The following is a 14,676-nucleotide window of genomic DNA, read 5'->3' on the forward strand; positions in this document are numbered from 1 at the left end:
AAGTTGAATCAGATAATCTGGCCTATGTTATTTATACCAGTGGAACCACGGGACTGCCTAAAGGAGTTATGGTGGAACACAGGAATGTAGTCAACGTTGTTTCTCAGGTAAGAGAGGCTTATGGTTTTAGTGAAGGAGAGAAAATAACGGCTTATACGTCCTATGTTTTTGACGTATCCGTATCCGAGTTTTTCAACAGTTTACTGTATGGAAACGAACTTCATCTGTTGGATGAAGAAACGAAGAAGGATGCCGATGCCATCAGCAGATACTTAGTTTCTAATGAAATTGCTTATACCTATTTACCACCGGTGATGCTTTCTGTTCTTCCACGTGTAGCTTACCCATTCCTTAAAGGTTTGTTGTATGCAGGAGAGCCTTGTGATTATGAAACAGGAAAATACTGGTCAGAAGAGAAAGTGTTGTACAACCTTTATGGACCTACCGAAGCTACGATCTATGCCACTTACAAACAGGTAGAACATGGAGATGTTCATCTGATCGGCCGTCCGGTAGGGAACAGTTCAGCTTATGTGCTGGATGAATCCCATCGTTTAGTCCCTGTAGGTGCTGTAGGTGAGCTTTATCTTGGAGGAATGGGAATAGCAAGAGGCTATTTAAACCGTGCTGATCTGACAGGGGAACGCTTCATTGCTAACCCTTTCCAAACGAAAGAGCAGAAAGAGAATGGAGAAAATGGAAGACTGTACAGTACGGGAGACCTTGTGCGTTGGCTTCCTGATGGGAATATAGAATACATTGGGAGAAATGACTTCCAGGTAAAGATCCGGGGGTATAGAATAGAGCTTGGAGAGATCGAAAACCGATTGTCTCAGCATCCTGAAGTAAAACAGTCTGTGGTATTGGCCAAAGAGAACAATGCGGGGATGAAATACCTTGCCGGATATTATGTATCAGCAGGAGAGCTGGATCATGAACTCCTTACTGAGTATTTATCCTCCTCTTTACCGGAATATATGGTACCGAGTGTCTTTGTTCATCTCACCTCTTTACCATTGACCATCAATGGTAAGCTAGACAGAAAACAGCTTCCTGAACCTGATTTCAGTGGAGACAGAGAATATGTAGCCGTAGAAAATGAGTTACAGAGAACACTATCCCGAATTTACGGTGAAGTGCTGGGACTTACCCCTGAAAACATCAGTATCCATGATGACTTCTTCCGATTAGGAGGAAACAGTATCATGGCGATTAAGTTAGCCGGTAAGATCAAGCAGGAACTTGGTATACAGGTGAAAGTGGCTAAGGTACTTACTCATAAGACCATCGTTTCTCTGGCCAATGTATTAAGTGGAGAAGATCATAGTGATGAACAGGTAACCATAACCCCGATAGCAATATCATCGCCTGAAGAGCAGCGTTTGTCTTTTGCACAGGAAAGACTTTGGTTTATAGAAGCATATGAAGGAGGAAGCAGTGCGTACAATATTCCAATGACTGTTATTCTGAATAAGAAAACGGATGTTTCCGTTCTGTGTAGAGCTCTTGAAGCGGTAGTAATGCGTCATGAAGTGCTCCGCACATTGATCAAAACGAATGAAGATGGAGTAGGGTATCAGATAGTTACAGATTTTATTCCTGAATTTAAAATAACAGAAGTAGAGACGAGAGAAGAATTGGATCAGCACATAAACAAATGTGCCAATAAAGTCTTCCGTCTGGATTCAGAAATTCCTGTAGAGATCAATATCTTCAGCTTCAAAGGGCAACAGTATCTGTCTGTTGTGATTCATCATATTGCTTTTGACGGATGGTCTACAGAGGTCTTTTTAAAGGAACTGAGCAGTCTCTATCATACATTATCATTAGGAATGGCCTCTACACTTCCTGAATTGAAGATTCAATATAAAGATTTTGCGTTATGGCAGCGTAATTATCTTTCAGGTAAACGCCTGGATAGCCAGATTGAGTATTGGAAGGTTAAATTCGATGATTATCAAAGTCTGGATTTACCAACGGATTTCCATAGACCTGCAGACATCTCTTATGAAGGAGAAACAATTAATGTTGATATATCAGGAGAAATATCCGAAGGGATCAGAGGGATCTCCAGAAATCTTGGAGTAAGTGTATACAGTGTCATGCTGAGTGGATATTATCTGATGCTTTCAGCCTATTCCGGTCAGGAAGATATTGTAGTGGGAAGCCCTATTGCCAACCGTCATTATGCCGGTCTTGAAGATATCATCGGTTTCTTTGTAAACACCCTGGCTTTAAGAGAGAAAATTGACTCAGAGCAAAAGGTAAAAGACTTTATCCTTCAGGTGGCAGGTTCGGTGACAGAAGCACAATCCCATCAGGATCTTCCATTCGAGAAGCTTGTGGAAGAATTAGGAGTAGAACAGGACACATCCAGACACCCTGTCTTCCAGGTAATGTTTGGACTGCAGAATTTTGGTGGCGGAGGTTCAACTGCTAAGGAAGATGAAGCCTTGTTCTATTCTTTTGATGGTGAAGTTGACTATCAGGCTGCAAAGTTTGATCTGACGACAATGGTAAATGATGGTCCGGAAGCGATACAGATGACCTTCAACTATGCAACCTCTCTGTTTAGAAAAGAAACAATTGTCCGTATGGCAGATTCTTATCAATTCCTTCTGAACCAGATGGTAAAATCAGGAACAGGGAATACAAGAATTAATGAGCTTTCTCTGATCGCGGAGAAGGAAAGCAAACAGATCGTAGACGTTTGGAATAATACCCAGAAAGGATATCAGGATAAGTTTACGATTCATCAGCTTTTTGAAAATCAGGTTGAAATGACTCCTGACACTACGGCTTTAGTCTATCAGAATATAAGATTATCCTATCGTGAACTGAATGAAAGAGCCAATCGTTTGGCCAATCACCTTATCAATGAATATCATCTTCAGCCGGATGATCTGGTACCTCTATGTCTTGAGCGTTCTGAAGATACAATTATTGCAATCCTTGCTGTGATGAAAGCCGGAGCGGCATATGTTCCTATGGATCCATCATATCCGGCAGAGCGATTTAATCATATTGTAAAAGATACTGAGGCCAGAGTGGTTCTTACCCAGAAAAATGGAGTCAATACGTTAATAGAATCTTCTTTAGGAAAAGCAGAGTTAATTGTATTGGATAGCGAAAAGGTTATAGAAAAGCTTGATCAGTCAAACTCTGGCAATCCTGCTGCCAAGGTAAGCCCGGACAATCTGGCTTATGTGATTTACACCAGTGGAACGACGGGACTTCCTAAAGGGGTAATGATTGAACATTCTGGAGTGATCAACCTTATAGAATCAATGATAAAAGTTCACCGACTTGAAGAATACCAGGAAGTGGGATGTTTTTCAAATTATGTATTCGATGCCTTTGTCTATGAAGCATTTCCGGCATTATGTAACGGGAATACCTTGTGGATGTATAGCAATGACCTTAGAACATCAGTGAACGAACTTAATGACTATATCAAAGAAAATAATATAGAAGTTTCCTTTATACCGCCAGCTTTATTGAGGGAGGTTATAGATCATGGAACCCACTTGAAGCTGATTTTTGCCGGAGGAGAAAGTTTCCCTGCCCTGGATAAAAATATTGAGGATATCATCTTGGTGAATGAGTACGGGCCAACCGAAGGAACAGTTTGTACAACACTTCATTATTATAAAGAAGATCACAATCCATTAAATATCGGGGATCCTATCAACAATATGACGGCTTATGTATTGGATGCCCATTTCCGTCCTGTTCCTGTAGGGGCAGTAGGAGAGCTTTATATAGGGGGAGCAGGTGTTGCCAGAGGTTATTTAAACCAACCTGAGCTGACAGAAGAACGCTTCCTGAACAATCCATTCCAGACGTTAGAACAAAAAGAAAAAGGAAAGAATGGACGGCTATATAAGACCGGTGACTTAGTACGCTGGCTGGCTAATGGTGAATTGGAATATATGGGCAGAAATGACTTCCAGGTGAAGATCCGCGGATATAGAATTGAGCTTGGAGAAATTGAAAACAGGTTACTTCAGTACCCTGGAGTGAAGCAGGCTGTTGTTCTGGCCAAAGAAAACAGAGGAGGAATGAAATATCTTGCCGGATACTATGTTTCTGATCCGGTAATAGACCCCCATATGATTTCTGAATTCTTATCAGAAACACTTCCGGATTACATGATTCCGAATGTGTATATACATCTGGAACGTCTTCCTCTCACGATCAACGGAAAAACAGACAGAAAACGCCTTCCTGAGCCTGAGTTTATCGGAATATCAGAATATGCCGCTCCTGAAAATGATCTGCAACAAAAACTTGCCGGTATCTATGGAGAAGTATTGGATCTGGATCCGGAAGGAATTAGTATTCATGATGATTTCTTCAAATTAGGAGGAAATAGTATCATGGCTATTAAGCTGATCAACAGGATACAGCAGCAGCTGGATGTTCAGCTCAAAATTGTAGAGTTGTTTAAAGAGAAAACGATAAGTAAGCTTTCTAAAACGATAATGAGCTACGGGAAAGAGTATAAGCCTATCGTTGCCTTTAATCAGGAGAATAGCAATCCGAAAATGTTCCTGATACATCCTGGAAACGGAGGTTGTGAAGTCTATCAGTCATTGGCAGAACAGTTAAAAGCAGAATATAACTGTTATGGAGTAGATTCCTATAACTTATACAATGAAGAGAAGATTAGTAACCTGAAAGGGCTTGCTCATTATTATCTGGATCATATTGATGACATTCGGAAAGATAATCATCAGGAAGAATATATCCTGTTAGGATGGTCTCTGGGTGGAAATATTGCACTGGAGATTGCCTCAGAGCTTGAGAACAGAGGACATCAGAAAATTACAGTTTATCTGCTGGATACTATTTTCTACGCCTCTGATCAGAAACTGGTAGAATTCCTTTCGTTTCCTACAGATGAAGAGTTGAGTGAGAAACTCAATATTCATGTTGATGACCGTCAGTTTACAGCCACTAAAAACTTTATGTCAGCTGAGTATACGATTATTAAAGAAAATATTTCAAATAATCTTACTTCGACAAAAGTGGTTTTATTCAAGGCAATGCTTGAGGGAGAAACCTTCAATGAGTCATTTAACAGCCATGTACAGGGATCAGCCTATAATAATGTAGATTCCATCATGGAAAACCGTGATTTATTATCTGTTTATCCTATTAATGCATCCCATCAAACGATGCTGGAACAGAAAGAACAGATCATTGACCTAATCCTTAAAACAGCTGCCAGTAATTAAAAAACATGGGAGATGGTAAGAGATCTCCCATGTTCTAAACTATACACACTAAAGAAAACCTATGAACAGAACAACATCATATAAACCGCAGGTATTTTTATTGCATTACGCAGGCGGAGACAAAAATTCTTTCCGTCCGCTGATTGAAAATTTAGAACCCTTTTTTCAGGTAGTAACCCCTGAACTTCCGGGTAGAGGAGATCGTATGACAGCATCCTTTTTAAAAAATAAACAGGATGCTGTAGCAGATCTGTTGAGCCAGGTAAAAAAAGAGCGGAAAAAAGAAGTTCCATACCTCATATACGGCCATAGTATGGGAGCTATTTTAGGACATGAGATTTGTCTTGCAATGGAAGAATCTATGGATGCTCCCGCTTATTTTGTTCCCACAGGATATCCTGGCCCCAAAATAAAAAATAACCCACCTATTGCCGGATTGCCAAGAACAGAATTCTTTATGGAGGTAAGAAAATTGGGTGGGCTTTCGGATGAAATCATGGAGTTTGAAGAATTACTGGACTTTTTTGAACCCGTGCTCAGAGCAGACTTCGGATTGCTGGAGAACAAGGAAAATATTCCGTTTTATGAAAAAATACAGACTCCCGTTTTTGCTGTAATGGGAAAAAATGAACGATATGCCCTGAACATAAGAAACTGGGCTCATTATACGGAATCCGAATGTGAATGTCAGATCGTAAACGGGAACCATTTCTTTATCAATCAAAACTTCAATTACCTGGCGCAAGTCATTAAAAATCTAATGAATGCAGCGATAGCTTAATTGTAAAATATTCATACTTACTTTAAAAAAACAACCCCTACTTATGCAAAGAAAAAAAGATTACGCATTGGTTTTTATTTTTATCACCATCCTGATTGATATCATTGGAATAGGGATCGTTGCTCCCGTGCTGCCTACCCTTATTTTGAAGCTGTCAAATGGAGATTTAAGTACGACAACACAGTATATAGGGTGGTTTATATCGATATATGCCTTAATGCAGTTTATATTTGCCCCAATCCTGGGGAATCTTAGTGACCGCTTCGGACGAAGACCTGTACTTTTATGGTCTCTATTGGGACTCGGAATAGATTATCTGATTCTTGCATTTGCGCCAAACCTTATGTGGTTGTTTGTGGGGCGGATAATAACAGGAATTATGGGATCCAGCATGACTACTGCTACTGCATATGTTTCAGATATCAGTACACCTGAAAAGAAAAGTCAGAATTTCGGAATGATAAGTGCCGTTGCCGGGCTTGGATTAATCATAGGACCTGTGATTGGAGGATTGCTGGGGCAGTATGGTGAACGAATCCCTTTTTATGCCGCTGCCGGGCTGAGTCTTCTTAATTTTATGTACGGCGTTTTTGTATTACCCGAATCTCTTAAAGAAAGCAACAGAAGACCTTTTTCCTGGAAAACTGCCAATCCTATAGGAGCCATCAAAAGCATTAAAAAAGAGATATTGGCCCCTTCACTGATTGTTGCTTTTGTATTCATCGCTTTGGCGGGTCATGCTATGCAGAGCACCTGGAATGTATATGGGATGGAAAAGTTTAACTGGAAGGCGGATATGATAGGATATTCATTAGGGTTTTTTGGCGTTTTAATGGTGATATCCCAGGGGCTGTTTATTGGATTATTTATCAATAAGCTGGGTCAGAAGAAATCAATCATGATTTGCATGTTTATTTACTGCGTCAGTCTGCTGTTATTTGGGTTAATAAATAAGTCATGGATGGCTTTTGCCGTCATGGTTCCTTATGCATTAGGGGGGATGGCTACCCCAATACTCCAAAGCGTAATTTCTTCCAAAGTTCCTGATAACAAGCAAGGGCTCCTTCAGGGAGGATTGTCGAGTATTGGCAGCATTACTGCTGTTTTTGGACCTTTGCTAATGACCAATGTATTCGCTTATTTTACATCTAGCCATAGCCCCTTGATTTTCAGTGGAGCTCCTTTTGTCTTAGCTTCTGTTTTGGCCTCAATTGGGAGTTTCTGTGTGTACGCTGCAATAAAAAACGAAAAATCTTAAAAACAGCAATAAAAGACAACTCCAGATTGTACCACATCAATATCTTTGCAGATCAGTACTTTTGATTTGGAAGAATATAAAAAACGGATCATAAAAGTGATCCACTATATTGACAATCATCTTGACACGGACCTCTCTTTGGAAAAAATAGCAGAGGTCAGTGCCTATTCCCCTTTCCATTTTCACAGAATATTTAAACTTATTACAGGAGAAACACTTCAGAACTATATTATCAGAAAGAAAATAGAAAAGAGTGCTTTCTACCTGGCGGTGCATAAAGACGCTGAAATTAAAGAAATTTATTTCGATCTTGGATTCTCAAGCCATTCGGTTTTTAGTAAAACATTCAAAAAATATTATGGAGTTCCTCCATCTGAATTCCGTAAGTCAGCACCTGAAACATTTCACAAGATTTTACAAACACAAAGCAAGAACGGACAAGTTGATACGGTTTTCAGCCAATACATTTGCAGTATTGAAAACCTATTAAATTGGACTACAATGAACTTAAAAATCGAAGTAAAAGAAATGCCGGGAATGAATCTGGCAGCAGTGATGAGTCTTGGGTTGGCCCAGGTGGAGCCCTCTTACAATATTCTGATAGACTGGGCAAAAAAGAAAAACCTGTTTCCGGGAGAAAATGTTAAAATGATTTCTGTGTATCATGATAGCTTTAAAATTACCCCTGCGGATAAAGTCAGAATTCATGCCTGTATGTTATTGGATGAAAAACTGGATAAGGCTCAGGGAGAGATATTTTCTGAAAGTATCGATGCCGGAAAATTTGTTGTTGGAAGAGGAGAAGTAACGCTTCATGACTTTGAACAATGTTGGGTATCCTTGTTTTTATGGATGAATAAACATGGGTATTCCATGAGGAAAGCATTCCCTTTTGAAATCTATCATTCCAACTTTAAAGAACATCCCGAAGGAAAAATGATTGTAGATTTCTGTATCCCTATTCACTAATTTTCCATTCAGTAATCAAACTATGCCTTTCAGTAAATTTTTTTTACAAAAAGGCATTTCTTGTAATATTTTTGACCAAGAAATTAGAACCATGAAAATACAAGGACAAAAATTACTATTCCTATTTTTCTTTTTAGCTTTTATAATGGGATATGCCCAGGTAAAAGTTTCAGGAAGGGTAGCTTTTAAAAATAAGGGAATAAGTGAGGTAAACGTTACACTTAAAGATACTTATGATGGAGCTACAACGGATGGGCAGGGAAATTTTTCTTTTGAAACCTCCGAAAAAGGAAGCCATATCCTCACCTTTACACATCCAAAATACGAAACCGTTGAAAAATCAATTGTTATTGAAAATCAATCTGTTGCTGTAAATACAGATCTGAAGGAGCAGATCAGTGAGATTGATGCAGTAGTAGTTTCTGCAGGATCTATAGAAGCAAGTGATAAGAAAAGGGCTACCGCACTGCTTACTCCTATTGATATTTATACTACAGCAGGGGCAGATGGGCAGATATCTTCAGCATTAAACTATCTTCCGGGAGTTCAGAAAGTAGGTGAATCCGGAGGTCTTTTTATCAGGGGAGGAACAGGAACAGAATCCAGGATTTTTATGGATGGAAGCCTGATCAATAATTATTTCTCTAATTCTATCCCCGGAATTGCAGGAAGAGACCAGTTCAACACCTCTCTTTTTAAAGGGAATATATTTTCAAGTGGCGGATATTCTGCTCTTTATGGCCAGGCCCTTTCCGGTGTGCTGATGTTGGAAAGTGTTGACCTTCCGGATCAGAGCTCTTATGATATTGGGATTTCTCCCATTTTTTTGAGTGCCGGATTTCAAAAATTAGGCGCTAAAAAAGACTATTCCTTTGGCGCTTCTGTAGGGTATTCAATTTTAAGCCTGATGCAGAAAGCCCTTAATTTCAATACAGATTTTATTGATGCTCCACATGGACTTAACGGTGACCTGAATTTTAGAGTTAAAACAAAATCAGGAGGCTTTTTTAAGTATTACGGAATGTACAACTCCAATACAATGGGAGTGAGGTCAGAAAGTCTTGAGCCGGAATACGACTTTGGACTGGTAAGACTCAAAGGGAAAAATACCTACCATAACCTATCGTTCAGACAGAAATTTGGAAAATACCTGCTAAATATAGGAGGCTCGTACTCCTATAATGAATCAGATCTTAATTTTTCTACAGAAACTCAGGAAAGAGAATCAGATAGAACAAAACTGCTGACAGATGGAAATTATATCAATTTTAAAGCGGTACTCGAGAGAAAGATTAATAAGATCAGTGCGGTAAGAGGAGGTTTTGAACTGAATAACACCAATGAAAAACTCAATTTTGAAGAGGTGCAGAAGAATTATAAAGACTTAATTTCTTCAGCTTTTGTAGAAACAGACCTTGGATTCAGTAATGCATTATCTGCAAAAATAGGGGTGAGGGCTGAGCATTCTTCTTTTCTGGGAAAAAGTAATATTGCACCCCGTTTTGCATTAGCCTATCGTCTTGCAAGAGACTGGACAACCTCTTTGGCTTACGGACTTTTTTATCAGAATCCTGAAAGCAAATATATCAATGGCCCGGCAGAACTAGGTTTTCAGAACTCACAACATTTTGTTTTCCAGGTGCAAAGAAGTTCAGAAGGAAGAAGTTTACGCCTTGAAGCTTTCTATAAAAAATATGATCAGCTGATTAAAACATTTAATGTTATCCCGGGAAAAGAACAAAATCAACAGATTCAGACGGCTCTAAATAACGATGGTTACGGATATGCAAAAGGACTGGAACTGTTTTGGAGAGATAACAAAAAGACATTCAAGAATATTGATTACTGGGTTACCTATTCATTCCTGGATTCAAAAAGAGATTTCCTTAATTATCCGGTGAGTTTAAAACCAAATTTTGCAGCAGAACATACCCTTTCAGCCGTTGTTAAAAGATTTATTCCGGAGTGGAAAATGGGAGTGAACCTTTCTTATACCTATGCTAAAGGCCGTCCCTACTATGATATTGCCTCTACGTTTGATAACGGAAAAGCCATTAATTATACCAGAAATGAAGGAAGACTGAAAGATTATAATGCCCTTAATTTCAGCATCAATTACCTTCCGAATCTTGGAAAAAAAGACGCAAAAGCATTTACGGTGCTGGTATTAAGTGTTTCCAATGTTTTAGGATCAAAAAATGTATATGGGTACAATTTTTCTGTGGACGGCTCACGAAGCTCAGCAGTTGTTCCCCCTGTCAATACCTTTGTATTTGTAGGAGCATTTATCAGCTTTGGAGTCGATAAAACAGAAGATGCTATTAATAATAACCTATAAAAGTATACCTTAGACCAACCATTTAACTAACTTTTAAAAAATAATATAATGAAAAAATACCTTTTAAGCTTTGCTTTAGCTTGTATGAGTTTAACTGCTTTTGCACAGACAGATTATGAAAAAATCATGACTGAAAAAATAGCTAAAATAGAAACCTGTAAAACACCGGAGGATTTTCAGACCCTGGCCAACGATTTTGAGAGAATAGGAAGTAAAGAAAGCTCACAGTGGCTGCCTCCTTATTATGCCGCTTTTTCCCAGATTCAAAAAGGAAGGGTGATGATGAGAAACGGGAATATGCAGGAGCTTGATGGCGTGGCATCACAGGCAGAAAAATTTCTTGGGCTGGCTCAGAGTCTTGCAGGAGCTGATAATGCTGAAATTCATCTGTTGAAGAAAATGGCTTATTCACTAAGAATGATGGTCAACCCTGCGCAACGTTTTATGACCGATGGGGCAAGAGCTTCAGAAGAACTTAATATTGCCGAAAAACTGGATGCTGCTAATCCCAGAATTGCCCTGATTAAAGCCGAAGACATTTATTTTACGCCTGAACAGTATGGCGGAAGCAAAACAAAAGGGCTGGAATTGTTTAAAGAAGCATTGGTCAAGTATAATAACTACAAGCTTAAGACCGCACTGGATCCCAATTGGGGAAGATCCGAAGCAGAATACTTTATCAGTCTTCCTGTTGAGAAAACCAAATAAAAACACCAGCAGAAGAACCGGAAAAGGATGTCTCCTAAGGCTCAAAATCGATTAACTCAAAAAACCTTCATCCCATGAAGGTTTTTTTATACCATTCAGGATTAAAAACCAGCCTTTCGGTAAGAAATAATTTTTGATACCTTTAATAAAAACTAATTTTGAGCTAAGAAAACGATCATGAAGCGTAATAATTTTATAACCTTGTTTTGGGTCTCTCTGGCCGTATCCATGTTTTTCTTTTTTGCCTTTACATCAGAAAAGACCATCGAGAATTTCCTGTATACAATCCTTATTTCCATGCTGTATTCTTTCGTATTGGGAGGGGGAAATGGAATGCTTAACAGCTTTCTGAATAAAAGAATTCCCTGGGCAGAAGCAACAACGAAAAGAGCAATTTTAAGTATTGCCTCTATTCTTATCCTGAATTTTGTGCTGGTTTATTTTTGTAATTATGTCAATTTTGTACTGATCCAGAAAGCGGTGACTACAGAAACATTTTTTTCGGAAAAATATAATTTTATCAATTGGTTTACCATAAATGTAGCATTGCTTATCTCTGCCTTTCTTCATGCAAAAGGATTCATGGAGGAACTGAAGAAAACATCCCGGAAAGAAGTGGTGGAGCAGAAGCTTATTGCAAAGTCTGCCAATGCACAGTTTGAAAGTTTAAAGAACCAGCTTGACCCTCATTTTCTTTTTAATTCATTGAATGTTCTCAGCTCTCTGATTGATGAAAACCCACAGCAGGCCCAGAAGTTTACTGCCTCAATGTCAAAGATTTACCGCTATGTACTTGAGCAGAAAGACAAAGAACTGGTAACGGTAGAAGATGAAATTGAATTTGCAAAAACCTATTGTAACCTTTTAAAGACAAGATTTGAAGACAGTGTAGATTTTGTCTTCGATGTTGCCAAAGAAGACTATCAGAAATATGTGGTTCCACTCTCGCTCCAGCTATTATTGGAAAACTGTATCAAACATAATTTTGCTACTTCCTCAAAACCTTTGGTCATCAGAATATTTTCAGATGGAGAAACCCTCTGTATAGAAAATAACCTTCAGGTCAGGGAGCAGATCAAAGAAAGCTCAGGCATAGGACTTTCCAATATCGTACAGCGCTATGCTCTCCTTACCAAAAGGAATGTTTTTATTGAAAAATCAGAAGATTATTTTAAAGTAAAACTTCCGATGCTTTCGGCTAAACCCAATATTGTCAGTGTAAAACCTGATGATGAAATAAAAGCATACAAAAGAGCACAAAAAAGAGTAAAAGAAATCAAAGGATTTTATACCAACCTGATTTCTTATTGCATTATTATTCCCTTTTTAATTTTTATCAATCTCTTTACGGGAAGCCGCAGTCACTGGTTTTGGTTTCCGGCACTGGGATGGGGAATTGGCCTGGCTTCCCATGCGTTTCAGGTCTTTGGCATTGGGGAGTCCTGGCAGGAAAAGAAGATTAGAGAAATTATGAATCAACAAAAAAACAGAAATAATGGAAACATTTGACGAAAATGATATTCAATACCAGCTCGCTAAAAAACAGGTAGACAGATTGAGGGGCTTTTATGGGCATCTATTTGCTTATATTGCTGTGAATGTGATGATTGTTGTGTACAATTGTGCCAATCTGAAACCCGGAGAAAGTTACTTTCAGTTTAAAAACTTCTTTACAGCGACATTTTGGGGAATTGGTCTCTTGGCCCATGCGGTAACGGTTTTTATACCCAAGACCAATTTTATGAAAAAATGGGAAGATAAAAAGATCAGAGAACTGATGGAAAAACAAAACTCTAAAGAAGACTGATAAAGGAAATTGTATAAAAAATCTTCATCTTTAAAAACAAACAAATGGACGCATTACAAATCGTATTTACCGTTTCTATGGTGATTTGGTTTCTGAGTGAGTTTTTGTATAAGAACATACTGAAATCCAATAAAGAAGATAAAAAGAATAAGGATAAATCTACCTTGAACATTTTGTGGCTGGCCATTCCTTTCTCGATAGCTTCTTCCATCATGATTTCCCATAGTATCCACCTTTCGATAGCCAAAGGAAACTGGATTCTGTATGCAGGAGAACTGCTTATCCTTACCGGAATACTTTTCAGGTTCATCATCATCAGGTCCCTAGGGAAATACTTTACCGTAGATGTAACCATAAGACAGGATCATCAGATCAAAAAAGAAGGATTTTACCAATACCTGAGACATCCGTCTTATGCCTTTTCCCTGCTGACCTCTTTGGGATTAGGGTTGTATTTAAATAACTGGATTTCACTGATTTTTGCTTTTATTCCTCCTTTTTTAGCCTTTGCTTACAGAATTAAAATTGAAGAACAGGCTCTTGTAGAACAATTCGGAGAAGAATACATCGAATACAGAAAGAAAACAAAGAAACTCATCCCTTTTATCTATTAATAAAGATTCCTATCACTTCCCCACGGTTTTTATTTAATCCAAATTTCAATCCTGGATCTTTCTAAAGTATAGCCATTTACAAATCAGTTTTTACACATCAGGGCTTTAGCGGTATGTCATTTTATGGCAGATAAGATCTTTGTGTCTTTACAACAGCAGAATAGGCGAAAACTCTTTACTGGCTTGCGATTTCTGAAAACAATATCTCTGTTAATTCCCGGACTTTTACCATTCGGATAGCATATTCTACCATTCAGTAATATAAAGTTGATCCAGGGCTGTTTTCCTTCATACATTTGAATCAGCAAAAACAAATTACTAACCTTAAAAACAACGTATTATGGAAATTTTATCATCAAGTAAAGAAACACTAGCCTACCAAAAAGCTTCCAAAAGAGTAAAAGAATTAAAAGAATTCTACGGGAACCTTACCTCGTTCTGCCTGGTTATTCCTTTTTTAGCAGCACTGAATCTTTTGACGGCTCCCGGATATTTATGGTTTTTATGGCCAATGCTTGGCTGGGGGATTGGAATTGCCTTCCATGCGGTTAATGTCTTCGGAATCGGAAAAAATTGGGAAGAGAAAAAGATCAGAGAATTAATGGCTGAGGAGAAAGGAAAAACAAAAACACTATAATCATTTAAAAACAGGTAACAATCATGGATTACAATACAGCATACGAAAGAGTGAACAAGATCAAAAAGTTCTATAAAAGCCTTTTATGGTTTGGTATCATAGCAGGAATCATTCTTCTTAATGACTTTTTGAAAGATCATTTTGCAGGAATTAACATATTCAGCGGACATCTTTTTCTGATAATCTGGGCGATAATTCTTACGGTAAAAGCAGTAAAACTATTTGTTTTTGATGCTGAATGGGAGAAAGAGCTGATCGAGAAAGAGCTTGGAAAAAACAAAAAGCCAATAGATTTTTAAAACTGTCTGCTTTTATTTAACTTTA

At 38.3% G+C, this 14,676-nt stretch carries 11 protein-coding genes; all 11 read left to right on the forward strand.

The annotated features are described in order from the left end of the window. A partial coding sequence (locus JML65_RS20645; protein WP_202271947.1) for a non-ribosomal peptide synthetase occupies positions 1-5,240 on the forward strand: 5,240 nt, incomplete at its 5' end. A 61-nt stretch (positions 5,241-5,301) separates the two neighbouring features. Then, complete coding sequence (locus JML65_RS20650) at positions 5,302-6,021, forward strand: thioesterase II family protein (protein ID WP_202271949.1); 720 nt, start codon at positions 5,302-5,304, stop codon at positions 6,019-6,021. Between the two features lie 43 nt (positions 6,022-6,064). Further along, positions 6,065-7,279 carry a TCR/Tet family MFS transporter gene (locus tag JML65_RS20655; protein WP_202271951.1) on the forward strand — a complete coding sequence of 405 codons (1,215 nt, stop codon included), beginning with the start codon at positions 6,065-6,067 and terminating at the stop codon, positions 7,277-7,279. Between the two features lie 45 nt (positions 7,280-7,324). Then, complete coding sequence (locus JML65_RS20660) at positions 7,325-8,248, forward strand: GyrI-like domain-containing protein (RefSeq protein WP_202271953.1); 924 nt, start codon at positions 7,325-7,327, stop codon at positions 8,246-8,248. Positions 8,249-8,339: 91 nt separating this feature from the next. Continuing rightward, positions 8,340-10,586: a TonB-dependent receptor gene (locus tag JML65_RS20665; protein WP_202271955.1), complete on the forward strand. Its 2,247-nt coding sequence runs from the start codon at positions 8,340-8,342 to the stop codon at positions 10,584-10,586. A 48-nt stretch (positions 10,587-10,634) separates the two neighbouring features. After that, a complete protein-coding gene (locus JML65_RS20670; protein WP_202271957.1) occupies positions 10,635-11,294 on the forward strand; it encodes a hypothetical protein in 660 nt (219 codons plus the stop codon). 177 nt (positions 11,295-11,471) lie between these two features. Then, complete coding sequence (locus JML65_RS20675) at positions 11,472-12,803, forward strand: 2TM domain-containing protein (protein ID WP_047484398.1); 1,332 nt, start codon at positions 11,472-11,474, stop codon at positions 12,801-12,803. After that, positions 12,790-13,101, forward strand: coding sequence for a 2TM domain-containing protein (locus tag JML65_RS20680; protein WP_047484400.1), 312 nt, complete (start codon positions 12,790-12,792; stop codon positions 13,099-13,101). The genes JML65_RS20675 and JML65_RS20680 overlap by 14 nt, the downstream gene beginning before the upstream one ends. Positions 13,102-13,145: 44 nt before the next feature. Next, positions 13,146-13,715: a methyltransferase family protein gene (locus JML65_RS20685; protein ID WP_202271959.1), complete on the forward strand. Its 570-nt coding sequence runs from the start codon at positions 13,146-13,148 to the stop codon at positions 13,713-13,715. Positions 13,716-14,055: 340 nt separating this feature from the next. Beyond that, positions 14,056-14,352, forward strand: coding sequence for a 2TM domain-containing protein (locus tag JML65_RS20690; protein WP_047484404.1), 297 nt, complete (start codon positions 14,056-14,058; stop codon positions 14,350-14,352). A gap of 23 nt (positions 14,353-14,375) precedes the next feature. After that, on the forward strand, positions 14,376-14,651 hold the full coding sequence (locus tag JML65_RS20695) for a 2TM domain-containing protein (RefSeq protein WP_047484406.1): 276 nt from the start codon (positions 14,376-14,378) through the stop codon (positions 14,649-14,651). The last annotated feature ends 25 nt before the right edge of the window (positions 14,652-14,676 follow it).

This window comes from Chryseobacterium sp. KMC2 (assembly GCF_016756935.1).
GTDB classification, from domain to species: domain Bacteria; phylum Bacteroidota; class Bacteroidia; order Flavobacteriales; family Weeksellaceae; genus Chryseobacterium; species Chryseobacterium rhizosphaerae.

Bases quoted from the DNA above. Each gene is read 5' to 3' on its own strand.
- JML65_RS20650 (WP_202271949.1), top strand. From the start codon at position 5,302: ATGAACAGAACAACATCATATAAACCGCAGGTATTTTTATTGCATTAC.
- JML65_RS20655 (WP_202271951.1), top strand. From the start codon at position 6,065: ATGCAAAGAAAAAAAGATTACGCATTGGTTTTTATTTTTATCACCATC.
- JML65_RS20665 (WP_202271955.1), top strand. From the start codon at position 8,340: ATGAAAATACAAGGACAAAAATTACTATTCCTATTTTTCTTTTTAGCT.
- JML65_RS20670 (WP_202271957.1), top strand. From the start codon at position 10,635: ATGAAAAAATACCTTTTAAGCTTTGCTTTAGCTTGTATGAGTTTAACT.
- JML65_RS20675 (WP_047484398.1), top strand. From the start codon at position 11,472: ATGAAGCGTAATAATTTTATAACCTTGTTTTGGGTCTCTCTGGCCGTA.
- JML65_RS20680 (WP_047484400.1), top strand. From the start codon at position 12,790: ATGGAAACATTTGACGAAAATGATATTCAATACCAGCTCGCTAAAAAA.
- JML65_RS20685 (WP_202271959.1), top strand. From the start codon at position 13,146: ATGGACGCATTACAAATCGTATTTACCGTTTCTATGGTGATTTGGTTT.
- JML65_RS20690 (WP_047484404.1), top strand. From the start codon at position 14,056: ATGGAAATTTTATCATCAAGTAAAGAAACACTAGCCTACCAAAAAGCT.
- JML65_RS20695 (WP_047484406.1), top strand. From the start codon at position 14,376: ATGGATTACAATACAGCATACGAAAGAGTGAACAAGATCAAAAAGTTC.